General features: G+C 68.9%; 18 protein-coding genes. 10 read left to right on the forward strand and 8 right to left on the reverse strand.

Annotation, left to right across the window (positions count from 1 at the left end):
* The first annotated feature begins 272 nt into the window (after positions 1-272).
* Positions 273-1,592: a hypothetical protein gene (locus PV766_RS14075; protein WP_421097248.1), complete on the forward strand. Its 1,320-nt coding sequence runs from the start codon at positions 273-275 to the stop codon at positions 1,590-1,592.
* 23 nt (positions 1,593-1,615) lie between these two features.
* Here the strand turns inward: PV766_RS14075 and PV766_RS14080 are convergent, their stop codons facing one another.
* The 6 genes from PV766_RS14080 to PV766_RS14105 form a co-directional block, all read right to left on the reverse strand.
* Positions 1,616-2,677, reverse strand: a complete 1,062-nt coding sequence (locus PV766_RS14080) for a sulfate/molybdate ABC transporter ATP-binding protein (RefSeq protein ID WP_255161920.1) — start codon at positions 2,675-2,677, stop codon at positions 1,616-1,618.
* Positions 2,674-3,459 carry an ABC transporter permease gene (locus PV766_RS14085; RefSeq protein WP_064064233.1) on the reverse strand — a complete coding sequence of 262 codons (786 nt, stop codon included), beginning with the start codon at positions 3,457-3,459 and terminating at the stop codon, positions 2,674-2,676. Before PV766_RS14085 ends, PV766_RS14080 begins: the two co-directional genes overlap by 4 nt.
* Positions 3,456-4,202, reverse strand: coding sequence for a molybdate ABC transporter substrate-binding protein (modA, locus tag PV766_RS14090; protein WP_255161922.1), 747 nt, complete (start codon positions 4,200-4,202; stop codon positions 3,456-3,458). The genes PV766_RS14085 and modA overlap by 4 nt, the downstream gene beginning before the upstream one ends.
* Complete coding sequence (locus tag PV766_RS14095; RefSeq protein ID WP_064064235.1) at positions 4,199-4,603, reverse strand: TOBE domain-containing protein; 405 nt, start codon at positions 4,601-4,603, stop codon at positions 4,199-4,201. Before PV766_RS14095 ends, modA begins: the two co-directional genes overlap by 4 nt.
* Positions 4,604-4,667: 64 nt before the next feature.
* On the reverse strand, positions 4,668-8,753 hold the full coding sequence (locus PV766_RS14100; protein WP_421097249.1) for a molybdopterin-dependent oxidoreductase: 4,086 nt from the start codon (positions 8,751-8,753) through the stop codon (positions 4,668-4,670).
* A gap of 151 nt (positions 8,754-8,904) precedes the next feature.
* Positions 8,905-10,359, reverse strand: coding sequence for a CCA tRNA nucleotidyltransferase (locus tag PV766_RS14105; protein WP_064064237.1), 1,455 nt, complete (start codon positions 10,357-10,359; stop codon positions 8,905-8,907).
* Positions 10,360-10,434: 75 nt separating this feature from the next.
* On the opposite strand from PV766_RS14105, the gene PV766_RS14110 reads away from it, so the two are divergent.
* The 5 genes from PV766_RS14110 (at position 10,435) to PV766_RS14130 (ending at position 18,842) form a co-directional block, all read left to right on the forward strand.
* Entirely contained in the window at positions 10,435-11,040 is a 606-nt protein-coding gene (locus PV766_RS14110) for an NUDIX hydrolase (protein WP_064064238.1), read from the forward strand.
* A complete protein-coding gene (locus PV766_RS14115) occupies positions 11,037-13,517 on the forward strand; it encodes a glycoprotein (RefSeq protein WP_421097250.1) in 2,481 nt (826 codons plus the stop codon). Before PV766_RS14110 ends, PV766_RS14115 begins: the two co-directional genes overlap by 4 nt.
* The gene (murJ, locus tag PV766_RS14120; protein WP_129975079.1) at positions 13,514-17,356 is read left to right on the forward strand and encodes a murein biosynthesis integral membrane protein MurJ; all 3,843 of its coding nucleotides are present in this window, start codon (positions 13,514-13,516) and stop codon (positions 17,354-17,356) included. Before PV766_RS14115 ends, murJ begins: the two co-directional genes overlap by 4 nt.
* A 157-nt stretch (positions 17,357-17,513) precedes the next feature.
* A complete protein-coding gene (gene sigM, locus PV766_RS14125; protein WP_064064269.1) occupies positions 17,514-18,062 on the forward strand; it encodes an RNA polymerase sigma factor SigM in 549 nt (182 codons plus the stop codon).
* Between the two features lie 54 nt (positions 18,063-18,116).
* The gene (locus PV766_RS14130; RefSeq protein ID WP_242496595.1) at positions 18,117-18,842 is read left to right on the forward strand and encodes a hypothetical protein; all 726 of its coding nucleotides are present in this window, start codon (positions 18,117-18,119) and stop codon (positions 18,840-18,842) included.
* A gap of 17 nt (positions 18,843-18,859) precedes the next feature.
* Here PV766_RS14130 and PV766_RS14135 read toward each other — a convergent pair whose 3' ends face one another.
* Positions 18,860-19,417 carry a TetR family transcriptional regulator gene (locus PV766_RS14135; RefSeq protein WP_016931538.1) on the reverse strand — a complete coding sequence of 186 codons (558 nt, stop codon included), beginning with the start codon at positions 19,415-19,417 and terminating at the stop codon, positions 18,860-18,862.
* A gap of 107 nt (positions 19,418-19,524) precedes the next feature.
* On the opposite strand from PV766_RS14135, the gene PV766_RS14140 reads away from it, so the two are divergent.
* The 4 genes from PV766_RS14140 (at position 19,525) to PV766_RS14155 (ending at position 23,571) form a co-directional block, all read left to right on the forward strand.
* Positions 19,525-20,724, forward strand: coding sequence for an NADH:flavin oxidoreductase (locus PV766_RS14140; RefSeq protein WP_129975075.1), 1,200 nt, complete (start codon positions 19,525-19,527; stop codon positions 20,722-20,724).
* Between the two features lie 189 nt (positions 20,725-20,913).
* Positions 20,914-21,879 carry a thioredoxin-disulfide reductase gene (gene trxB / locus PV766_RS14145; protein ID WP_016931536.1) on the forward strand — a complete coding sequence of 322 codons (966 nt, stop codon included), beginning with the start codon at positions 20,914-20,916 and terminating at the stop codon, positions 21,877-21,879.
* A gap of 44 nt (positions 21,880-21,923) precedes the next feature.
* Complete coding sequence (trxA, locus tag PV766_RS14150) at positions 21,924-22,259, forward strand: thioredoxin (protein ID WP_016931535.1); 336 nt, start codon at positions 21,924-21,926, stop codon at positions 22,257-22,259.
* A 133-nt stretch (positions 22,260-22,392) separates the two neighbouring features.
* Complete coding sequence (locus PV766_RS14155; RefSeq protein ID WP_016931534.1) at positions 22,393-23,571, forward strand: N-acetylmuramoyl-L-alanine amidase; 1,179 nt, start codon at positions 22,393-22,395, stop codon at positions 23,569-23,571.
* 94 nt (positions 23,572-23,665) lie between these two features.
* Here the strand turns inward: PV766_RS14155 and PV766_RS14160 are convergent, their stop codons facing one another.
* Entirely contained in the window at positions 23,666-24,355 is a 690-nt protein-coding gene (locus tag PV766_RS14160) for a GNAT family N-acetyltransferase (RefSeq protein ID WP_207213455.1), read from the reverse strand.
* Positions 24,356-24,394: the final 39 nt, after the last annotated feature.

Here is a 24,394-nt window from a genome sequence, read left to right on the forward strand (position 1 = left end):
GCGGAACCCGACGGTATGTGCCCACAGGGCGAGATGATGCTCGAACAGGACCCCGCGGTCCGGAGAAGTGTCGGGTCCGTACTGCCCGAAGACCTCGGAACCCACGACTCCGAACAACGACGGTCATGCCCGGATGCCGCGTGCCGGTACGGAATCCGGGCGGTGAGGGACCGCACGGATACCGGGCGCGGTGGTGCACTCGGCGGGGCGGTGCAAACCGGACACCGAATTGCCGAACGAGGCCTGCCCGCGGAGCCGCTAGTGTCGTGCTCGTGCGAGACTCCGGGCAGCCGTCGAGGCAGCGGGCGTGGCGATCGACCGCGATCGCCCTGCGGCACTCGCCGGGCCTCGTCCGTCTGACGGTGGTGCGCTTCGCGAGCCAGTTCGGCGACGGACTGTTCCAGGCCGCACTCGGCGGGGCGATCCTGTTCAACCCGGAACGTCACACCGACCCCGTCGCCATCGCGGCCGGCTTCGCGGTGCTGCTGTTGCCGTACTCGGTGATCGGCCCGTTCGCCGGCGCCCTGCTCGACCGATGGGACCGACGTCTCGTCCTCGTGTGGGCCGCTCTGCTGCGCGGAGTGTTCATCGCGGCGGCCGCGGCCGTCCTGCTCCTCGGAGGGCCGCAGATCCCGCTCATGCTGCTCGCGCTCGCCGCCGTCGGCGTGAGCAGATTCGTCCTGGCCGGTGTATCGGCCTCACTCCCGCATGTGGCGTCCCGATCATGGCTCGTCCCTGTCAATTCCGTTCTGGCCACGGTCGGTTCGGGTGTCTCGGCGGTCGGGGCCGCCGTGGCGGTCGCGACCATCGGATTCGTGGGTGCGGGAGACACCGGCTCGGGCACGGCCGTCCTTCTCGGCGTGAGTGGTTCGATCGTCGGAGCGGTCGCCGCATCCGGATTCGCCGCGAATGTGCTCGGTCCCGAGGGAATACGGCCCCGGACGGTGATCCGCACCGTCCTGTCGGGTCTGCGGACCGGTGCGCGTGCCGTGCTCGACGCGCCGGGTGTCACCGTCGCGATGCTCGGAATCGGCGCGCACCGCATCGTGTTCGGCATCGACACACTCATCATGGTGCTCGTACTGCGCGCCGCGGGCGACAACTCCGGTGCTCCGGCCGGGGACAGAGGCTCCGATCTGCTGACGGGCTTCTCCGGATTCGGTGTCGCGGTCGCCTGCACCGCGGCCGGCATGCTCCTCGCAGCGGTACTCGCACCGATCCTGATCCCCAGGCTGGGCCGTCCACGCACCGTCACGCTCGGCTTGATCGCCGCCGCGATCGTCCAGTTCACGCTCGTCACCACCGTGGCGGCCGGACCACTGCTCGCCGCGGCATTCCTGCTCGGTCTCGCCGGTCAGACCATCAAACTCACCGGCGATGCGGCGATGCAGATCGACATCGACGACGCCCGCAGAGGACGCGTCTTCGCATTGCAGGACACCGTCTTCAACATCGCCTTCCTCGGCGCGATCGTCGTGACGGCCTTCATGATCGATCCCGACGGACGCACGCCCGCACTGGCCGTCGCAGGCGGGGTCGTGTACCTGATCGGACTCGCCGCCGTGCTCGCGGTGCGCCGCGCGCGGTGCTGATCACGCGTGCAGCGTGGTATCGCTCACGAGCGCAGCGCGGCCGGATGGATCCCCACCTCCGTGGCCTTCACGACGAACCACACGACGTCGCCCGGGTGGACGTCCAGGTCGGCGAGTGCCGCCGTCGTGATCTCCGCGGCGATACCCGTACCCGACCGCACGAGCACCGTCGATCCCTGCGCCTCGAGTTCTGCGATCCTCACGCGCAGGGCGTTGCGAGGGCTCCCGTGCGGGGCATCGGTGTAGACGGCCACCGCCGACGGCGCGAAGACGGCGACGGCTGCCGTGCCCGGAACGCAGTCGTCGTGGACGCGACCGTGGACGACACCGTCCGCGGATTCCAGCGCGTCCTGTCGTACGGTTCCGGTCACGAGATTGGTCCCCGCGATGCGGGCGGCGAAGGCGCTGCGCGGTCGCGTCAGCACCCGGCGTACCGGTCCGTCCTCGACGATGCGGCCGGCCTCGATCACGATCACCCGATCGGCGAGTGCGAGCACGTCCAGCGGGTCGTGGGTGACGAGCAGGGCCGTGCGGCCGCTGTCGCGCAGGACGCGCCGCAGCAACGACCGCAGCACCGGCGTCGCGGTGACGTCGAGCGCGGCCATCGGCTCGTCGAGCAACAACAGGTGCGGCTCGGCCGCCAGGGCACGCGCGAGCGCGACCCGCTGTGCCTGTCCACCCGACAGTTCGTGCGGGCGGCGATCGGCGAGATCCGCCGCATCGACCTCCCGGAGCCATCTCTCAGCGCGGGCACGGGCTTCACGCCGGCCCACACCCGCACTGCGTGGCGCGAACTCCACGTTGCCCGCGACGGTCAGGTGCGGGAAGAGCAGGGCCTGCTGGGCGAGCAGCACCACCGACCGGTCGTGCGGAGCCACAGCGACACCGGTCGCGGTGTCGGTGAGGACGCGGCCGTCCAGTTCGACGCGACCGTCATCGGGACGCAGCAGCCCGGACACCACACCCAGGAGGGTCGACTTTCCGGCACCGTTCGGGCCGAGCACCGCGACGATCTCACCCTGCGCGACCTCCAGTTCGACGTCGACATCGCGTGCGGCGACCCGGGCCCGCACCGTGAGGCTCACAGCGGCCGCTCCTTCCGCCGCGAGTACACGGCCACGACGATCACGACGGCCACCAGGATCAGTACCAGCGACAGGGCGACGGCGGCGTCCGGGTCGGTTTCCCGCTGCAGATAGATCTCGAGCGGCAGCGTGCGGGTCACGCCCTGCAGGCTGCCGGCGAAGGTGAGGGTCGCGCCGAATTCACCCAGGGCACGGGCGAATGCGAGCACCGAACCCGAGACGAGACCGGGTAGCACGAGAGGCAGGGTGATGCGCCGGAAGACCGTCGTGGGGCGCGCCCCGAGCGTGGCTGCGACGTCCTCATAGCGTGAACCGGCGCTGCGCAGCGCCCCTTCGAGACTCGTGACGAGGAAGGGCAGCGCGACGAAGGTCTGCGCGAGCACGACCGCCGTGGTGGTGAAGGCGATCTGCACGCCGAGCGCGTGGAGATGCTCACCGATCAGCCCCCGGCGTCCGAAGGTGTAGAGCAGGGCGATGCCACCCACGACCGGTGGCAGCACGAGCGGCAGCAGGACGAACCCGCGGATCACGGATATCCAGCGGAAGGGGCTGCGCGCGAGCACCACCGCGAGAGGCACGCCGAGCACGAGGCACAATGCCGTAGCGGCCGCGGAGGTGCGCAGGCTCAATGCGAGCGCGTCGAGGGACGCCGGAGACGTCACGAGCGACGGGAACGTCGTCCAGTCGACGGTGAGCAGCATCGCCACCAGGGGCACGACGACGAACAGCAACCCGAGCGCGGCGGGGACGAACAACCACCGGGGCAGTCCCGTCGCGGTCACGGTATACCGAAGCCCGCATCGGCGAGGACTGCCCGGCCGTCCGCACCGGTGACGAAGCGCACGAAATCATCGGCGCGAGTGGCGTTGCCGGAATCCGACAGCCTTGCGATGGGATAGACGTTGACGATCTCCGCAGCCTCCGGAACGGAGACGACGGAGACGGTCTCGCCGGCTCTCGTCGCGTCGGTGACGTAGACCAGACCGGCATCGGCTTGACCCGAGGTGACCTTGCCGAGCACGTCGGTCACCGACGACTCCTCGGACACCGGCTCGAGGTCGGTACCGGCAGCCTCCTCGAGTCGCGTGGTGGCCGCACCGCACGGCACCTGAGGCGCACACACGACCACCGAGACACCCTTTCCGGTGAGATCGGCGAACGACGTGATGTTCTCGGGGTTCCCGGGTTCGGTGACGATCGTGAGCGTGTTGGTCGCGAACGGGATCGGTTCACCGGTAACGAGTCCGGCCTCGACGGCGGAATCCATCGTGCGGGTGTCGGCGGAGGCGAAGACGTCTGCCGGTGCGCCCTGCTCGAGTTGGGTCTCGAGATCGGACGAGCCGGCGAAGGAGAACTCCACCGTCACTCCGGGGTTCGTCTGCTCGAATCGTTCTGCGATCTCGGTGAACGGAGCCCGAAGCGAGGCCGCCGCGTAGACCGTGAGGACCTCCGAGTCCCCTCCACCGCTGCCGCACGACGTCAGCGCCGCAGCGGCAGCGAGCACGGCGAGCGCCCGGCGCCTCATTCGGACCCTCCGGGTGTCTCGACGATGACGGTGGTCGCCTTCACGACGGCCACACCGATGCTGCCCGGCTCGAGACCGAGTTCGGTCACGGCCTCGGTGCTCATGAGCGAGACGACCCGGTGCGGACCGCACTGCATCTCCACCTGCGACATGACGGTGTCGGACACGACGCGCGTGACGAGTCCGACGAAGCGGTTGCGGGCGGAGCTGCCCACCCCGAGCAGGTCGGGGCCGGAGGCCGCCTGGGTGCGCGCGAACTCGGCCAGTTCGCCGCCGTCGACGGTCTTGCGTCCGGCGGAGTCCTTGCCGGCCTGCAGCAGCCCTTGGTCGATCCAGCGGCGGACCGTGTCGTCGCTGACTCCCAGCAGCGACGCGGCCTCGCGGATCCGGATCGCAGTCACTCTCGACTCCGCATATACGTCATGAACGACACGTTATATCCGCGTCTGCGGACAAACAAGGGAATCAGTAGACGTCGCGGACGTACCGCTTGTCGGCGGCCATCTGGTCGACGTACGCCGCGGCGGCGTCCCGGTCGAGCCGTCCGTGGGTCTGCACCACCTCGCGCAGGGCCGCGTCGACGTCCTTCGCCATACGTCCGGCATCGCCGCACACGTAGAAGTGAGCGCCGTCCTGCAGCCACTTCCACACCTGCGCGCCGTGCTCGCGCATCCGGTCCTGCACGTAGATCTTCTGCCGCTGGTCGCGGGAGAACGCCAGGGCCAGTTCGGTGAGGAAGCCGCCCTCGTGCATCGACTCGATCTCGTCGCGGTAGAGATAGTCGGTCTCGGCTCGCTGGTCACCGAAGAACAGCCAGTTGCGGCCCGTGTGCCCGGCCTCGCGACGATCGTGGAGGAAACCACGGAACGGCGCGATGCCCGTGCCCGGACCGACCATGATCATGTCGGTCTCCGCCGCCGGCGGCCGGAAGTGTTCGTTACGCTGCACGAAGATCGGAATGTCCATGCCCTTGCTGTGATCGGCGAGAAAGGACGAGCACACGCCCGCCCGGGAGCGACCCTCGAACTCGTAGCGCACCACCGACACCGTCAGCTGCACCTCGCGGGGATTCGTCCTGGGGCTCGACGAGATCGAGTACAGGCGCGGGCGAAGACGACCGAGCAGCTCCTTCCATTCGACCCAGGGTGCCTTGAACGGGTACTCGGCGATGACGTCCATCGCCTGCCGCCCGTACAGCCACTGCTGCAGCTCGATCTTGTTGCCCGGTCGCAGCAGCTTCGCGAGTTCGGCACTGCCGCTCTGCTTCTGCACGAACCGGAGCAGTTCCGGTGTCACCCGGGTGATGTCGAGGTGACGCGTCGCGGCCTCCCGCAGCGGCACGGTGGGACGGTCGCCGAGTTCGACGGCGGTCTCCGCGTCGAGGGCCGTGACCTGGAGCCATTCGTCGACGGCTTCCGGGCCGTTCGTCGGCATCACCCCGAGGGCGTCGCCGGCCTCGTATTCGAATGCGGGATCGAAGATCTCGAATCCGAACTGGCGCACGTCCTTCGCCGAACCCGCGCCGCTGAGTGCGATATTGCGGGTGATCCGCGTGACGAGCGGCGAGTTGCGGGTGTAGACGGGAGAGACCGGAGCCGGCGCGGCCGAGGCAACCGGGGCCGTCGAGCCTCCCAGCATCGGTACGAGCGACTCGAGCCAGTTCTGTGCGCGCTCGTCCTCTCCGGGTTCGCAGTCGACACGCCCGGTCAGGCGGGTCGCGCCGAGAACACTCAGACGGTCGTCGACGCGACGTCCGAATCCGCAGAAATCGTCGTAACTCGAGTCACCGAAAGCCAGTACCGCGTAGCGCATTCCGGACAGAGCGGGTGCGGTGTCGGCGTCGAGTGCCCGCCAGAACGAACCGCCGTTGTCGGGCGGGTCGCCGTCGCCGAAGGTGCTCGTGACGACCACGAATTCCTCGATGTCCGCCAGCGTCGCGATGTCGAGTTCGTTCAGTCCCACCGAGCGCACCGCTCGACCGGCATCGCGGAGCCGCTGTGCGCAACTCGCCGCGAAGGATTCGGCGTTGCCGGTCTGCGACGCCCAGGCCACCACGACGGCCGGCCCGTCCGGCACCGTCTCGCCGGGGGCCGCGCCGGGAACCGGAACCGAGTGCACGTACATTCCGGCGAGCAACCCGTCGACCCAGGCGCGCTTGTCGGCCGGGAACGGCGCGGTCGTGGGAAGTACCGGTGTCGCAGTGACATCCGTAGTTCTGAGTCCGGCGAGCAACCCGGCGAGATAACCGCGTTCGGCGTCGTCGAAGGTCGGCGCGGGAATGCTCTCGAGCCCCAGCACCGTCTCGAGGCGATCGATCACCGAGCCGCCCTCGAGTACCGGTTCGATTCCGCCCGCGCCCTTCCGCACCGATACGGCGCAGACCTTGAACTCGGGTTGCAGCGAGGCCGGGTCGACGGCGTCGTTCGTCACGGCGTTGACGGCGAGCTCGTCGCCGAACAGGTCGTTCCAGTGGAAGGGCGCGAAACAGTTCCCGGGCAGCACCCGATCGGTGACGACGGCCGGCAGCACGGCCCGGCCGCGACGCGACACGATCTCGACGCGATCATCCTCGACGATCGACAGGCGTCGGGCGTCCTCGGGATTGATCTCGACGAACGGCCCGGAATTCAGCTTGGTGAGTTTCTCGACCTTCCCCGTCTTGGTGAGGGTGTGCCACTGGTGCTGGACCCGCCCGGTATTCAGGACGAACGGGTGGTCGTCGTCCGGCATCTCCGCGGCGGGCATGTGCGGGCGCGGGAAGAAACGGGCACGGCCTCCGGGGGTCGCGAACGCCAGGCGCGGTCCGGAACCGTCCTCGCGCACCACCGGCGTCCGGCTTGCCCCGTCGTTGAGATAGCGGACGGGGTGCCGGGTCTCGGTCGACTGCGGCGGGCACGGCCACTGCACCGGCCCTTCCCGCAGGCGGTCGTAGGTCATGCCGCGCAGGTCGTATCCGGTCTGAGGGTTCGCGAATCCGGTGATCTCCTCGAAGATCTCCTCGGCACTCGAATAGTCGAAGGCATCGCCGAAACCCATCTCCTGCGCGACCCGCGCGATGATCTTCCAGTCGGGCAGCGACTCGCCGACGGGTTCGACGGCCTGCTGCAGGAGATTGACGGTGCGGTCGGATCCCACGGTGACGTACTCGGATTCGGCCCACAGAGCAGCGGGGAGGAGAACATCTGCGTACGAAGCCGTTTCGGTCTCACGATAGACGTCCTGCACGATCACCAGGTCGGCCTTCCCGAGCGCCTCGAGAACGGTGGACCGATTCGCTATCGACGCCACGGGATTGGTGCAGATGATCCAGCACGCCTTGATCTCTCCGGCCGCCATCCGTTCGAACATGTCGACGGTGCCGCCGCCGCCCGCGGTGCGCAGCGTGCCGCGCGGCAGCGACCAGCGGTCCTCGACGAACGCGCGGTCGTCGTCGGAGAGGACACTGCGCTGCCCCGGCAGGCCCGGCCCCATGTATCCCATCTCGCGGCCACCCATGGCGTTGGGCTGGCCGGTGAGGGAGAACGGCCCACTGCCGGTGCGGCAGATCGCCCCGGTCGCGAGGTGCAGATTGCAGATCGCGTTGGTGTTCCACGTGCCGTGGGTGCTCTGGTTCAGACCCATCGTCCAGCAACTCATCCACTCGCCGGCCTCGCCGATCCACTGCGCCGCCGTGCGGATGTCGGCCTCGGCCAGACCGGTGACCTCGGCGACGAGGTGCGGTGGGTAGTCGACGAGGAAGGACTCCATGGCGTCCCAGCCGTCGGTGAACTCCTCGACGAAGGCGCGGTCGACGTGCCCGTTCTCGACGATCAGGTGCAGCAGTCCGTTGAGCAACGCCAGGTCGGTGCCCGGCGTGATCTGCAGGAACAGGTCGGCCTTGTCGGCGGTCGCGCTGCGTCGCGGATCGACGACGATCAGTCGCGCTCCCGCCTTGACCCGATCCATCATGCGGAGGAAGAGGATGGGATGGCAGTCGGCCATGTTGGAACCCGACACGAAGAAGACGTCGGCATGGTCGAAGTCCTCGTACGAGCCGGGCGGGCCGTCGGATCCGAGCGACTGCTTGTAGCCGGTCGCGGCGCCGGCCATGCACAGTCTCGAGTTCGACTCCATGTACGAGGTGCGCAGGTATCCCTTCGCGAGCTTGGTCGCGAGGTACTGGGCCTCGAGGGACATCTGTCCCGAGACGTAGAGGGACACCGCATCGGGGCCGTGGGCCGCGACGATGCCGCTCAGGCGCCGCGCGGTTTCGGCGATCGCATCGTCGAGAGGAAACGGTGCGAGGTCGGCTGCGTGCTCGGAAGGTAGGGCGTCGGACCGCTCGCTGCGCAGCCACGCCGTCTCGAGCCGCCCCCCGGCGGCGAGCATCTCGGCGCTCGTCGCGCCCTTCGTGCACAACCGTCCCCTGTTGGCCGGATGATCCTTGTCTCCGTATGCCCTCACCACTCGTCGATCGCCCGTCACCGGATCGACGGCGACGTCGAGGAGCATCCCGCATCCCACACCGCAGTAGGAGCAGGTGGATTTCACCGTGGTGATCTCGTCCTGCATCCCGCAACTCCTCGACACCGTCTCGACTACGCCGGTGTCCATGCTGGAGAACAGGTGTTGCCGTGGCGTCACCCGCGGTGAGCACACGGTGACATCTGGCTCACCTCGCCGTCACGGCGGTGTGAGATGACGCCGTCACGGCGGTGTGAGGTCAGGCCTTCTGCTGGTGCGCCCACCACTCGAGCAGGGCGGCCTCGGCCTCGTCGCGCTCGAGCGGACCGCGATCGAGCCGGAGCTCCTTGAGATAGGTCCACGCCTTGCCGACCGTCGGGCCTGCGGGGATCCCGAGAAGCTCCATGATCGCGTTGCCGTCGAGATCGGGCCGCACCTTGGCGAGATCCTCTTCGGCGGCGATCCGCTCGATCCGTTCCTCGAGTCCGTCGTAGGTGGACCGCAGGGCAGCGGCACGACGCTTGTTGCGGGTCGTGCAGTCGGCGCGCACGAGCTTGTGGAGCTTCGGCAGCAGCGGCCCGGCATCGTGCACGTATCGGCGGACCGCCGAATCCGTCCACTGGCCCTTGCCGTATCCGTGGAAGCGCAGGTGCAGGAACACCAGGCGGCTCACGTCCTCGATCATCTGCTTCGAGTACTTGAGCGCGCGCATGCGCTTGCGCACGAGTTTCGCGCCGACCACCTCGTGATGATGGAAGCTGACGCCGCCGTGCGGCTCGTTGCGCTTGGTGCCGGGCTTGCCGATGTCGTGCAGCAGCGCGGCCCATCGTAGGACGAGATCGGGGTCGCCGTCCTCGAGGTCGATGGCCTGCTTCAGCACGGTCAGCGAATGCCAGTAGACGTCCTTGTGCTGGTGGTGCTCGTCGATCTCGAGTTTCATCGCGGGGATCTCGGGGATCACCCGCTGCGCGAGCCCCGTCTCGACCATCGTGTCGATGCCTTCGATCGGGTAGTCGCCGAGGATCAGCTTGTCGAGCTCGGCCTGCACCCGTTCCGCGCTGATCCGCAGGATCTCGTCGGCCATGGCGACGATCGCGGTGTGCACGCGCTCGGTGAGGGCGAATCCGAGCTGGGAGACGAAGCGCGCCGCACGGAGCATGCGCAACGGGTCGTCGTGGAAGGAGTCCTCGGGCTTCGCGGGGGTGTCGAGCACGCCGGCGAGCAAGGCGTCCATGCCGCCGAGGGGGTCGACGAACTCGCCCGCGCCGTCCGCTCCGATGCGCACGGCCATCGCGTTGACGGTGAAGTCGCGGCGCACGAGATCGTCCTCGAGACTCGTGCCGTACTTCACGATGGGGTGGCGCGTGACACGGTCGTAGGCGTCGCTGCGGAAGGTGGTGATCTCGAGTTGCTCGAGTCCCTTCACCGCACTGATCGTGCCGAAGTCGATGCCGGTGTCCCACTGATGGTCGACGAATCCGCGCAGCAGCTCCTGCACGACCTCCGGACGCGCGTCGGTGGTGAAGTCGAGATCGGTGCCGAGGCGACCGAGCAGCGCGTCGCGCACGCTGCCACCGACGAGATACAGCTCGTGTCCGGCGTCGGCGAACCGCGCACCCAGCGGGGCGAGGATGTCGGACAGATCACGCAGAGTGGCCTCGGCTCCGGCGAGCAGCCGGGTACGACGGTCGGTGTCCGCGGTGGGGGAGTTCACGTCTTTGCACCTTACCGAGCAGCACGTTCGTGTGGTTGAGCCGGGACCGACGTCGGTCCATCTACTATCTATGAGGTGTCGCCCGCCGAACGTGCCAACCGTAACCGCCGCAGCTCGCGGCGGCGTGGCGCGGGCACCAAGAAGACCGCTCACGGCGCTTCACCCGGTTCGTCCGCTTCGCCCGGACCCCGCATGCGGACCGTCCGCGAGACCTCCGCGGGAGGTCTGGTGGTCGACGGACTCGGCGGTCCGCCCGAGAAACTCTGTGCCGCGCTGATCGGCCGCACCGACCGCCGGGGCCGCCTGCTGTGGTCGTTGCCGAAGGGTCACATCGAGCAGGGTGAGACCGCCGAGGAAACCGCGATGCGCGAGGTCCACGAGGAGACCGGGGTGCGCAGTACGGTCCTGGCCGAGCTGGGCAGCATCGACTACTGGTTCGTCACCGAGGGGCGCCGGGTCCACAAGACCGTGCACCACTACCTGCTGCGCTATCTGGGCGGAGAACTCTCCGACGCGGACGTCGAGGTCACCGAGGTGGCGTGGGTGCCGCTGCGGGAACTGCGGAACCGTCTGGCATACGCCGACGAGCGCAAACTCGCGGACATCGCCGATCGGCTCATCGCCGAGATGGATCAGAAGCGACTTCCCGACGTCGACGAACCGGGGGCCCCACGCGGATGACGGTGGTGGTGTCCCGGGCGGGCGCCGCGGTGCTCGCCGTGCTCGTACTCGTCCTCACAACGGCAGGCGTGACGCCTTTCCTGCCGGCGGCTCTTCTCCCGACGGCGACGGCGGATCCGGCGGCGGCGCAGACCGACCCCGACCAGCCGCGTTTCCTCGAGCTGAGCATCGACGAGGTGACGCCGCAGACCGTCACGCTCACGAGTGGGTCCGTCGTCAGGGTCCGCGGCACGGTGACGAACATCGGCGACCGGGACGTCGAGGACGTCTGGGTGCGGCTGCAGCGCGCACCGGTGATCTCGGATTCTGCGGCCCTGCGCACCTCGCTGTCCCTCGACCAGGCCGGATTCGACACCGTCGGCGAGTTCGAGGAGGTCGCCGACCGGCTGGAACAAGGTGAGCGCACCGACTTCGAACTCGAACTGCCGCTGCGCTCCGACCTGGTTCCCTCGCTCGACATCGACACTCCCGGCGTCTACCCGCTGCTGGTGAACGTCAACGGGGTCCCCGAGTACGGCGGCGCGGCCCGGCTCGACGATGCACGCTTCCTGCTGCCCGTCCTCGCGGTTCCCGCGAGCGACGAGATCGCCGAGGAGACCGAAACAGGGAACGGCGGGTCGCGGGGCACGACCCGCTCGTCCGACGGCGGTCTGCTCGACAGCGACGAGAAGTCGTTCCCCGCCGTGCCTCCCGATGTGTCCCGCCCCGCCGCGGTCACGATGCTGTGGCCGTTGGCCGACCGGCCCCGGCTCGCCGCCGGCGTGGCCGGTTCCGGCGCCGAACCTGTACGGCTGATCGACGACGACCTCGCGGTCTCGCTCGCCGAGGGCGGGCGGCTGGACGGCCTGCTGCGCGCCGTCGAAGACACCGCTCGCACCGAGCCCCGCGTCCTCGAGGGACTGTGCCTGGCCGTCGATCCGGATCTCCTCGTGACCGTGGCGAACATGACACGCGACTATCTGGTGGTCGACGACCCGAGCGAACCGACCGGCGACGCACGGCCGGGAACGGGCACGGACGCCGCGGTCGCCTGGCTCGGGCGGTTGCGCGCCCTCGCTGCGACGACCTGCACGATGGCGGTGCCGTTCGCCCAGGCCGATCTCACCGCCCTCGCCGATCTCGCCGACTCGTCGCTCACCGAATCGGCGCTCGGGTCACCGGCAGCGATCGTCGATTCGATCCTCGGCATCACCTCCACCCCGGGCGTGGTGTGGCCCGACGCCGGTGTCCTCACCGAGAAGACCGGATCGATGCTCACCGCCGACGGCCCGGTGACCGCCCTGCTGTCCGACAACGCCGTCGAAGGCGGTCGCGCCCTGCTCGCCGGCACCACATCGGCGTCCACCGCGCCGGGTGGCAACGGCTTCCGGATCTCCGGTGTCTCCGGCCTCACCGCCGCCCTGTTCGACTCGTCCGGTTCCGCGGCGCTGGCGGGAATGGGCACCGACCCGCAGACACCCTCCTTCGTTCCCGCCGCGGCGCGCTACGACCTGACCCGCGATTCCTCCACGGCCCGCCTGCAGGATTCCCTCGGGGCGCTGGCCTGGCCCGCCCTGGTGCCGACGGTCAGCGAGGCCACCGGGGAGGCACCGCCGGCCGCGGGCCGATCGGTGCTGTTCGCGCCGCCGCAGAACTGGTCGGCGTCACCGGACGACGCCGCCGCCGTGCTGTCCATGCTCTCCACGCTCGTCCGGTCGGGTCTGACCACGCCCCGCCCCTTCGCCGCGCTCGTCGACGCGGCCGCGAGCACCGCGAACGATCCGACCGCCTCGCTGCTCGTCTATCCCGAGCAGGCGATCACCGACGGTGCCTCGGCTGCCGTCGTGTCCGAGGCCGAGGAACAGATCCACCGCCTCGACGCGATCCAGACCGCGCTGGTCGAGGACCCGCAGGCCCAGCTCACCCCGCAGCAGTTCACCGCCCCGCTGCGCGAGGACCTGCTGCGCGCGATGACCCTGGCCGGTCGTCGCGGCGACGACGCCGACGGCGCCTATGCGACCGGCGAGCACCGTGCCGCCGAGGTGCGCGAGGCCGTCGACGACATCTACGACGCCGTGACGGTGATCTCCACCGGCGGTGTCTACACCCTCACGTCCGAACAGAGTCCGCTGCTGCTGACGGCCCGCAACGACCTGCCCGTGGGCATCACCGTGCGCCTGCAGGTGGACGTGCCCGCCGCGGTGGACGTCACCGATATCGGGCCCACCCAGCTCCCGCCGCGCGGCAGCCGCACCCTCACCGTGCCGGCGCAGATCAGCGACTCGCGGAAACTCGAACTGGAGTTCGCGCTCACCACCGAGTCCGGCCTGCCGCTCGGCAGCCCGACGACGGTGACGGTACGTTCCAATGCGTACGGCCGGATCCTCGCCGTCGTCACGGGGTGTGCAGGAGCGCTTCTGCTGTTCCTGGCGGGCAGGCGACTTCTGCACCGGTTCCGGGGAGAGCCGGACCCAGCCGACGAAGGGTATGAGAAATGACCGGGAACTCCACACGGGACGACGTGGAGACACACCCGAACCCGGGGCCACCCGACTCGCCCACCACGTCACCGGACGTCACGGGTGCCGGTGCGGGTCGCCGCAAGCCGCAGAGTCTGCTGGCGGCGACCGGCTCCATCGCCGTCGCGACCCTGGTCAGCCGTATCACCGGCTTCCTCAAGCAGCTGCTCGTCCTCACCCTGCTCGGTGCGAGCGTCGCGTCGTCCTTCACCGTGGCGCACCAGATCCCCAACATGATCTCCGAGCTGGTACTCGGTGCCGTCCTGACCTCGATCGTCGTTCCGGTGCTGGTGCGGGCCGAGAGGGAGGACCCCGACGGCGGTGAGGCCTTCGTCCGCCGGTTGTTCACCGCGGCGCTCGTGCTGCTCGGTACCGCCACGGTTCTCGCCGTGGCCGCGGCACCGGTCCTCACCACCCACGTCTTCCTCGACGAGTCCGGCAAGGTGTCGACGTCGCTGACCACGGCGCTGTCGTACCTGCTCCTGCCCGCGATCATGTTCTACGGGTTGTCGGGCCTGTTCACGGGCATCCTCAACACCCGGCAGGTGTTCAAGCCGGGCGCGTGGGCCCCGGTGTGCAACAACCTCGTGGTGCTCACCGTGCTGGTGATCTACTACCTGATGCCGGGTGAGATCACCCTCGATCCGGTCCGGATGAGCGATCCGAAACTGCTCGTCCTCGGTGTCGGTGTGCTGCTCGGCGTGATGACGCAGGCGATGTGCCTGGTACCCGCGCTCCGCCGCGAGGGCATCGATCTCAGGCCGCTGTGGGGTCTCGACGACCGGCTCCGGCAGTTCGGTGGCATGGCCGCCGCGATCGTGCTGTACGTGCTGATCAGCCAGGCCGGCATGGTCTTCGCGACCCGCGTGTCGTCGGGCGCCGACGAAGCCGGTCCCGCGATCTACAACAACGCGTGGCTGCTGCTGCAGCTGCCCTACGGCGTCCTCGGTGTCACCGTGCTCACCGCGATCATGCCGCGGCTGAGCCGCAACGCCGCCGCGGACGACACCCCGGCCGTCGTCGACGACCTGTCCGTCGCGACCCGTCTCACCATGATCTCGCTCATCCCGATCGTCACCTTCCTGACGATCGCGGGCTCGCAGGTCGGCGCCGCGCTGTACGGCTACGGCAACTTCGGCGGCAGCAACGCCGAACGTCTCGGCCAGGCGGTGAGCTGGTCGGCGTTCACCCTCATCCCGTACGCCCTGGTCCTCATCCACCTGCGCGTGTTCTACGCACGTGAACAGGCCTGGACCCCCACCTGGATCATCCTCGGCATCACCGCCGTCAAGATCGGTCTGTCCGCACTGGCGCCCGTCGTGGCGGCGAACGACGAACAGGTGGTGCTGCTCCTCGGCGCGGCCACCGGCATCGCGTTCACCGTCGGAGCGTTCATCGGCGGCTATCTGCTGCACCGCACGCTCGGCGACCTGCAGATGGCGAACGTCGGCCGGACGGTCTGGCATGTCGTGCTCGCGTCGCTGGCCGCGGCGATCGTGGTCCTGATGACCGACCGTCTCCTACAGCTCGACGCACTCGCCGACCGCTTCGGGGGCATCGGCTCACTGGTGCGGGTCGGGCTCGACGGTGTGCTGATGGTGCTCGTCGCCCTGGTCGGGATGTACCTGCTCAAGGTGCCGGAGATCCTCGCGATCGAGGCCGCCGTCCGCCGGAAGGTCGCGGCGCTGCGCGGTACCGCCCCGGCCGAGGAGGCACCGGCCGAACCCGACACCGGAACGACCGCCGGCGAAGCACCCGCCCGCGTCCCGCGCCCGCGCTACCCCGAATCGGATGCCGAGAAGACCGTCGTCCTGCCGCGTATCGACTACGGCGAGTACGGCGTCGGACCTTATGACGCCATCACAGAGGTCATGCCCGTCATCAGGGACGTGCCCGGTCGCAGCAATGCACACGGACAACTCCCGTACCCTGATCAGCAGCAGGTACGGTCCGGGAGCCGGCGACCACGGTTCTTCGCGGCCCCCAGCGGCGACCCGCGTCTGCACACCGGAAGTGGACGAGTCGACAACGAAGGAGTGAGGGTGAGCGACGACCACGCTGCCGGCAAGTCCACCATCGATGCCGCCACGCGGCAGACACCTGCCGATGCCGCCGCACGGCAGAAACCTGCCGGCAAGGACGGTGGCCGTCCGCCGCGCGATCCGAACCTCGACACGGGTGTCATCCCGGTCGGATCCCCGCAGCTCCCGCCGATGCGCGTCACGGGTCCGGCCTCCCAGCCGCGCCGCCCGATGCGCGGCCCCGACCTCATCGCCGGCGCCTCGGTCGCCGGTGGTCGCTACCGGCTTCTCGCGCCGCACGGCGGAGCGCGCGGCCTGCGCTTCTGGCAGGCACTCGACGTCAAGCTCGACCGTGAGGTAGCGCTGACCTTCGTCGACGCCGAACAGCGTGCAGCCGACGGCACCGGCCCCGATTCCCCGCAGGCCGTGCTCTCGCGCACCCTGCGTCTCGGCCGGATCAACTCGCCCGGCCTCGCCCGCGTCCTCGACGTGGTGCGCGGCAGCTCCGGCGGCATCGTCGTCTCGGAGTGGACCCCCGGCCGGTCGTTGAAGGAGATGTCCACCACCGAGCCGTCGCCGATCGGTGCGGCCCGCGCGATCCGCGCACTCGCGGCCGCGGCCGAGGCGACGCACCGTGCGGGCAGCGCCCTGTCGATCGACCACCCGGACCGTATCCGGATCAGCGTCGCCGGCGACGCCGTGCTGGCCTTCCCCGCGACGTTCTCCGATGCCGACGCGATGGCCGACGTCCGCGGACTGGGTGCGAGCCTCTACGGACTCATGACCGGGCGGTGGCCGCTGGGTGAGCCGACGGCTCCGGGCGGTGCCCCCGCCCCGCACCACAGCGGTGCCACCATCGGCGGGATGCCGGAGGCCGACCGCAACGCGGACGGTGTCCCTGTGGAACCGCGCATCCTGCGTCCCGATGTCCCGTTCGAGATCTCGGCGGTCGCGGTGCGCGCCCTGTCCGAGGACGGCGGCATCCGTACCGCCGCCACCGTGCAGCACATCCTCGATCAGGCCTCGGTCGTCGACCAGAAGACCGAGATGATCCCGGCGCTGCGGATCGGGCAGCGCGCTGCCGCCGCCGAGTCCCATGCGCTCGCGGATCCCGAGGCGCTGGAACAGAAGAAGAAGCACTCCCAGCGGATGCTCATCGCGCTCGCCGCGCTCGGTGTCACGACGGTGCTGCTGCTCGCGCTCATCGGATGGTGGATCGCGAACCTGCTCGCCGGCGACGCCGACGATGCCCCGCTGACGAGTCAGGAGTTCGGCCTGACCTCCACGGCCGAGGCACCCGCAGAGGACGGGCCGGGTGACGGGCAGGCCGAGGCTGCGCCGCCGCGGCCCGCCGCGACCGCTCCGGTCTCGGCGCGCTCCGTGTCGGTGTTCTCCCCGCAGGGCACACCCGACTCGCCGGCCACCGCGTCGCAGGCGATCGACGGCGATCCGTCCACCTCGTGGAGCACCGACGCCTATTTCGATCCGTTTCCGTCGCTGAAGAACGGTGTCGGACTTCTGTTCACGCTCGCCGACGCATCGGAACTCTCCTCGGTGACCGTGACCACCGACATGCCGGGCACCGTTCTCGAGGTCCGCAGCGCTCCCTCCGAGTCGACGTCGCTCGATCAGACGCAGGTGATCGGTTCGGGCACACTGGCTTCCGGTGAGACCACCATCCCGGTCGAGTCGGACGGGCAGACCTCGCACGTGCTGCTGTGGATCACCGATCTGAGCTCGAGCGGCGGAAGCAACAAGAGTTCCATCTCCGAAGTGGAATTCACCACCGCAGGCTGACCGCGGACAGCCGGGCGGAACCGTCCGGATCGGCTACCATCCGCGCGTGCGAATTTTCGGGGGGATCGCAAAACTCGCCGTGCCCGACGGGGGTATGAACGACGGCTGTGCTGTGCCGGACGGGGTGTCGGCGGACGGGGTGGCGTCCGATCGTGTGGTGTCGGATGTCGAACTGCTCGCAGCACACGTCGCGGGCGACCGGCACGCCTTCTCCACCTTGCTGGCACGACATCACGACCATCTGTGGCAGGTCGCGCGGCGGACCAGTTACTCGAACGAGGACGCAGCCGACGCCTTGCAGGAGGCGCTGCTGGCGGCGCATCGGCGGGCGTCGAGCTTCCGGGAGGACGCCGCGGTACGCAGCTGGTTGCATTCGATCGTCGTCAACGCGTGCCTCGATCGCATCCGCCGCAATCGCGTACGCGTGACGGTCCCGCTGTTCGAGGACGATTCGCACGACCTGCGTACGGCCCGCGACCCCATCCGCGACGCCGAGGTCGCACTCGACATCGAGTCCGCCCTGTTCGCACTGCCACCCGAGCAACGAGCGGCTGTCGTCGCGGTCGACGTCGAAGGTTTCTCCGTCCGGGAGGCCGCGCGGCGCCTCGGCATCCCGGAGGGCACGGTGAAGAGCCGGTGCGCCCGCGCGCGGAGCCGGCTCGCGGTCCTTCTCGACGACCTTCGCGCCGACGGGAACCGATTGTGATCCGCCTCCGTCTTACTCTGGTGAGAGATGCCGAGCCGCGGAGGAGAGTCGCGCATGAACGAGGACGATATGCGCCCGTCGTACTCGGCCGAGGTGCCTCCGTCGTACTCTGCCGGGATGCGTCCGCCGTTCTCCGCCGAGTTGCTCGCCGATCTGCATGCGGGTGTCCTCGAGGAGGCGTTCGCGGACCGGTTGTGGCCGCTCGTACGTCGCGATCCCCAGGCCGTCGCGTATCTGGCGCGGCTCGATGCGACGCAGGCGCGGTTGTCGGCCCTGCGCGACGCTCCGTCGAAGGGAGCGATTCCGCCCGAGATCGCCGCGCGGATCGAGTCGGCGCTCGCGGAAGACCGGCCCACCCCGTCCCGGACGCTCGCGCAGCGTCGAGGGTGGGCGATGGCCGGTGTGGGGGTGGCTGCCGCGGTGGCGGTGATGCTCGTGATGGTCGTGCGCGGAACTGTTCTCGGCAACGATGATCCGGCCCGGATTCCCGTCGCGGCCGCGGAGGACGAGACCCTGCTCGAGCCCTCCGCTCTGCGGACGATGATCGGTGAGACCGAGCCCGGTCTTCTCGGCGGCCCCGATCGTCTCCGGGAATGTCTGGACGCGAACGGTTTTTCCGGGCAGGCACCTCTCGGTTCACGCACCGTGCGGTTCGGGGACGACGATGCCGTCCTCGTCCTGATGAGCGGCGCCGACGCTCCGGCATTGACGGCGCTGGTGGTCGGAACCGACTGCGACGCAGACAATCCCGCAACGTTGGCCCGGAAGACGATCGGCTGACGGCGCACCGCCTCCGGTCAGCGTTCCGCCACCGTGGAGAGCAGTTCCAGGATCCGGGTGCGCAGGGCGGGCGTGTCGTCCTCCGCGGCGATGAGCCCGGCGAACAGCGCCGACCCCGCCGCCATCACGAGCACTGCCTTGGCATCGATCTCGACGTCCGAATCCTCACCGTCGACGAACAGGGCGGTACTGGGCCCGCTGAACGTGCGCCAGAGCGTGTTGCGGAGGTCGTCGTGGTCGCGCAGTGCCGCGAGGAGCCCTGGCAGCGCTGCGCGGACCTCCGCTCGTGAGAACAGCTCGATGCTCCCGGCGACCACCCATTCGATCCAGCCCTTGCGATCGATGCCGTCGTAGGGCGTCAGGTCGGGTGCGGATCCGAGCAGCGCGTCGAGCACCAGGTGGGCCTTGGTCGGCCATCGGCGGGTGAGAGCGGCGCGGCCGACACCGGCGCGGGCGGCGATGGCACGCAGGCTCAGTCCGTCCCAGCCGTGACTGCGGAGCATGTCGCGGGTGACGGTGAGGACGTCGTTGTCTATTCGGGGGTCGCGAGGACGCCCGGGAGTGGTGGTCGGCATGGGATCCGTGATGTCGCAGGGCTGAGTGGGAATCGATCTGGCGCAGACTGTGACGAGCGTTATAGTCGAAACGTAATTACGGTACCACTGGCATCGAAAGTAGGGGCATGTCTTCGCCGCGACCCACCGTGTTCGAGCCGGCCCGACTCGGGCCGCTCACCCTCCGCAACCGCATCGTGAAGGCAGCGACCTTCGAAGGTGTGATGCCCCGCGGAACCATCACCGACGAACTCGTCGAGTTCCACGCCGAGGTCGCCCGCGGCGGTACCGCCCTCACGACCGTGGCGTACTGCTCGGTCTCCCACGACGGCCGCGTCCACCGCGACACCCTCGTGCTCGACGCCGACGCCGTGCCCGGCCTGACCCGGCTCACCGACGCCGTGCACTCCGCCGGCGGTCTGGCGTCCGCGCAGATCGGCCACGCCGGACTCGTCGCCAACCAGATCTCCAACAAGATGAAGACGCTCGCACCGTCCACGCGCATCAGTGCCCCCGCCATGGGGCTCGTCCGCGGCGCGACACTCGAGCAGCTCGACCGGGTGGTCGAGAACTACGCCCGCGCCGCGCGCTTCGCCGTCGAGGCCGGATTCGATGCCGTCGAGGTCCACCTCGGCCACAACTATCTGCTGAGCTCTTTCATGAGCCCGAATCTCAACAAGCGCTCCGACCAGTACGGCGGCAGCATCGCCAACCGCACCGCCTTCCCGCGTCGTGTGCTCGAGGCCGTCCGCACGGCAGTGGGGGAGAGGGTGGCCGTCATCGCGAAGTTCAACATGACCGACGGCGTACCCCAGGGTCTGTGGCTCGACGAGTCGCTGCCCATGGCCAAGCTCATCGAGTCCGACGGCACCATCGACGCCATGCAGCTCACGGGCGGCAGCTCGCTGCTCAACGGGATGTACTTCTTCCGCGGCGACGTGCCGATGAAGGAGTTCCAGGAGTCGCAGCCGAAGGTCGTCGGCTGGGGACTCAGGGTCTACGGACCGAAGATCTTCCCGAAGCTCCCGTTCGAGGAGGCCTTCTTCCTGCCGATGGCACGTCAGTTCCGGTCCGAGCTGTCCCTGCCACTGATCCTGCTCGGCGGCATCAACCGACTCGACACCATCGAGACGGCACTCGACGAGGGATTCGAGTTCGTCGCCATGGGCCGCGCGCTGCTGCGTGATCCGTATCTCGTGCGCAAGTTCGAGGACAACTCGGCCCGGGAAGGTCTGTGCATCCACTGCAACAAGTGCATGCCGACGATCTACACCGGTACGCACTGTGTGATCCGCGAGACGCTGCGGGACGTACCCGACGCGGTCTGAGCGAGCGGCGGTCGCATCGAGCGCGACCGTCCGAGCTCCGTACAGGACGTCTGTGGCGGGACGCACGGTCGGAGGGGAACAACACCGTTTACCCTGGTGTTGACAGTATCTGTAGGCTGCCGTCCGGTTTCGGCCGGACCGCCGGCAGTTCTTGCGCCCCCGAATCACCCAACCGGAAGGCTTCGCCGCATGACGACCTCGCCCACGATTCACGACCTCATCATCGTCGGTTCGGGACCGGCCGGATACACCGCCGCGGTCTACGCGGCCCGCGCCGAACTCTCCCCGCTCGTCTTCGAGGGAACCCAGTTCGGTGGGGAGCTCATGACCACCACCGAGGTCGAGAACTTCCCGGGTTTCAAGGACGGGATCATGGGCCCGGAGCTCATGGATCAGATGCGCGAGCAGGCACTGCGTTTCGGCGCCGATCTGCGCACCGAGGACGTCGACGAGATGGACCTCACGGGCTCGGTCAAGACGGTCGTTGCCAACGGCGAGACCTACCGCAGCCACGCCGTCATCCTCGCGATGGGTGCCGAACCGCGTTATCTCGGCGTGCCCGGTGAGTCGCAGCTGCTCGGCCGCGGCGTCTCCGCCTGCGCCACCTGCGACGGCTTCTTCTTCCGCGACCAGGACATCGCCGTCGTCGGCGGTGGCGACTCCGCGATGGAGGAAGCGACCTTCCTGACGCGCTTCGCCCGCAGCGTCACCCTCATCCACCGCCGCGAGGAGTTCCGCGCGTCGAAGATCATGCTCGAGCGCGCCCGTGCCAACGAGAAGATCCGCTTCGTCACCAACGCGAGGGTCGCCGAGGTGCAGGGCGAGAACAGCGTCACGAACCTCGTCCTCGAGGACACGGTCACCGGCGAGCGCAGCGACCTCCCGGTCACCGGCCTGTTCGTCGCCGTCGGCCACGACCCGCGCAGCTCGCTCGTCAAGGGTCAGGTCGACCTCGACGACGAGGGCTATGTGAAGGTCTCGGCGCCGTCCACCGCGACGTCCGTGCCGGGTGTCTTCGCCGCCGGCGACCTCGTCGACCACACCTATCGTCAAGCGATCACCGCCGCCGGCACCGGATGCTCGGCGTCCATCGACGCAGAGCGTTGGCTGGTCGCGAATCGCGAGGTCGCCGCCCCCACGCTCGCCGAAGCCTGATCCACCCCCGTTCCACATTCCATCCCCAGATTCAGGAGACCTACGTGGCCGACAACAACGCCAACACCGTCACCATCACCGACTCGTCGTTCGTCGAAGACGTACTGCAGTCCGAGAAGCCCGTCCTTGTCGACTTCTGGGCCACCTGGTGCGGTCCGTGCAAGATGGTCGCTCCGGTTCTCGAGGAGATCGCGGCCGAGCACGGCGACAAGCTGACCGTCGCCAAGCTCGACATCGACGCCAACCCGTCGGCCGCCCGCGACTACCAGGTCATGTCGATCCCTACGATGATCCTCTTCTCCGGCGGCAAGCCCACGAAGACGATCGTGGGGGCCAAGGGTAAGGCGGCGTTGCTTCGGGACCTCGCGGACGTCCTGTAGTACCGTCCCAGGATCAACGCTCGGATGTGCCCGTGAGTCCGTTTGCACGGGCACATCCTTCATCCACCCCCGTTCGATGCTGCCCAGCCCTCATGCCGGGCACCGATCCGGTCAGCACGGAAAGGCCCGATACATGCGCCCTCTTCGTCACGGCGACCACGGTCCGGCTGTCGCCGAGATCCGGAGCACCTTGGCCGGCCTGGGATTCCTTCACAACGAGCCCGAGGAGTCGGGCGACTGGATGGGATCGGACGTCCCGTTCGATCGTGAACTCGACGGAGCTGTGCGTGCATTCCAGCAGCAGCGCGGTCTGCTCGTCGACGGGATCGTCGGACCCGCGACCTATCGCTCGTTGAAGGAAGCGGCGTACAAACTCGGTGCGCGCACCCTGATGTATCAGCTCTCCGCTCCGCTCTACGGAGACGATGTCGCCGCCCTGCAGACCCGTCTGCAAGATCTCGGCTTCTACGTCGACCGCGTGGACGGTTACTTCGGTCCGAAGACCCACGAAGGGCTGTGTTCCTTCCAGCGCGAGATCGGCCTCGCCTCCGACGGCATCTGCGGTGCCGAGACCCTGCGCGCGCTCGAACTGCTCGGCACCCGCGTGTCGGGTGGTTCGCCCCACGCGATCAGCGAGGAAGAAATCGTCCGCCGCTCCGGGCCACAGCTCAGCGGCAAGCGCATCGTCATCGACCCCGGTCTCGGAGGCAACACCCACGGCATCATCGTGCCGAGCCCTCACGGCCCCATTTCGGAGGCCGACATCCTGTGGGATCTCGCGCGGCGACTCGAGGGCCGGATGGCGGCGACGGGCATGGAGACCTTCCTGTCGCGGCCGTACCACGTGAATCCGACCGACGTCGAACGCGCGGGCACGTCCAACGCCTTCGGCGCCGACCTCATGCTTTCGCTGCGCTGCGATGCGAGTCGCAGCCCCGCCGCGAACGGAATCGCGAGCTTCCATTACGGCAACTCGCACGGTTCCGAATCGATGATCGGCCAGGTGCTCTCCGGCTACATCCAGCGCGAGATCGTCGCCCGCACGACCCTGCAGGACTGCCGTAGCCACGGCCGCACCTGGGACCTGCTGCGCCTGACCAACATGCCCACGGTCCAGATCGACCTCGGTTACCTCACCAACGAGCACGACGCCACGTTGCTCGCCGATCCGCGCAGCCGCGACATCATCGCCGAGGCGATCCTCATCGCGGTGAAGCGGCTGTACCTGCTCGGCCAGGACGACCAGCCGACCGGCACCTACACCTTCGCCGAGTTGCTCGCCGAAGAGCTCTCCATCTCGGACAGTCGCTGACCGGACCACACACGAGAAAAGGACCGCTCCGCAGACGCTGCGGAGCGGTCCTTTTCCTCTGTGTCCCGGAGGGCGATCGATGTCCCGGAGGACGTCAGTGGGCGCCCACCGGCGACCCTGCGGTCAGATCCGCGATGGTGAGAGAGGACTCCTCGAGGAGCCTGTCGAGCGCGGCCTCCACGGCGATCTTCCATTCGTGGTCGCGGTCGAGTTCGAGACGCAGACGCGGATATCGGTGGTGCGGTGCGACGACCTCGAAGCCCATGTCCTCGAGGAAGTCGGCGTCGATCATGCACTCCGTGTCGGAGCATCCGAGTGCGGCCGTCGCATGCGGCACATCGCCGGCCTCGGCGTCGGCGCCGTGCCGGATTCCGAAGGCCTCGATGGCACGAACATTGCGCCGAACGAGATCGGCGACGACACCCCGAACAAGGTCGGCACCGACGTTCAGGTCGGCGGCGTGCGGCTCGGTCCGCATCGACGTCAGTAGGATCGCGTCGGCGCTGACGGGTGCGGTGGGGAAGGCCTGTGAGCGGGGAACCATGCCCGGGGGAGCGTAGAGCGCGCACCCCGCGGCCTTGTCGCCGATCGTCGCGATCTGGCCGCACGACCCCCATTCGAGAAGGACCATGGACAGCCATGCTTCCTTCTCGAACTCGGGGTCGGCGAAGTGTTGCAGGTCGGGTGACGCGGTGGGATCGATCTCCCAGAACACGCATCGCCGCGCATGAGCAGGCAACTGCTCGATCGCACTCAGCGTGAGCGGTGACACTCGAGTCGACACGGGATAGTTCGCCTCCACGTCTTTCGTCTACAGACTGTT

This window comes from Rhodococcus sp. As11 (genome assembly GCF_048957735.1).
In the GTDB taxonomy this organism is placed as follows: Bacteria; Actinomycetota; Actinomycetes; order Mycobacteriales; family Mycobacteriaceae; genus Rhodococcus; species Rhodococcus gordoniae.

Bases quoted from the DNA above. Each gene is read 5' to 3' on its own strand.
- PV766_RS14100 (WP_421097249.1), bottom strand. From the start codon at position 8,753: ATGCAGGACGAGATCACCACGGTGAAATCCACCTGCTCCTACTGCGGT.
- PV766_RS14140 (WP_129975075.1), top strand. From the start codon at position 19,525: ATGTCTTCGCCGCGACCCACCGTGTTCGAGCCGGCCCGACTCGGGCCG.
- PV766_RS14155 (WP_016931534.1), top strand. From the start codon at position 22,393: ATGCGCCCTCTTCGTCACGGCGACCACGGTCCGGCTGTCGCCGAGATC.
- modA (WP_255161922.1), bottom strand. From the start codon at position 4,202: ATGAGGCGCCGGGCGCTCGCCGTGCTCGCTGCCGCTGCGGCGCTGACG.
- murJ (WP_129975079.1), top strand. From the start codon at position 13,514: ATGACCGGGAACTCCACACGGGACGACGTGGAGACACACCCGAACCCG.
- PV766_RS14115 (WP_421097250.1), top strand. From the start codon at position 11,037: ATGACGGTGGTGGTGTCCCGGGCGGGCGCCGCGGTGCTCGCCGTGCTC.
- PV766_RS14135 (WP_016931538.1), bottom strand. From the start codon at position 19,417: ATGCCGACCACCACTCCCGGGCGTCCTCGCGACCCCCGAATAGACAAC.
- PV766_RS14130 (WP_242496595.1), top strand. From the start codon at position 18,117: ATGAACGAGGACGATATGCGCCCGTCGTACTCGGCCGAGGTGCCTCCG.
- trxB (WP_016931536.1), top strand. From the start codon at position 20,914: ATGACGACCTCGCCCACGATTCACGACCTCATCATCGTCGGTTCGGGA.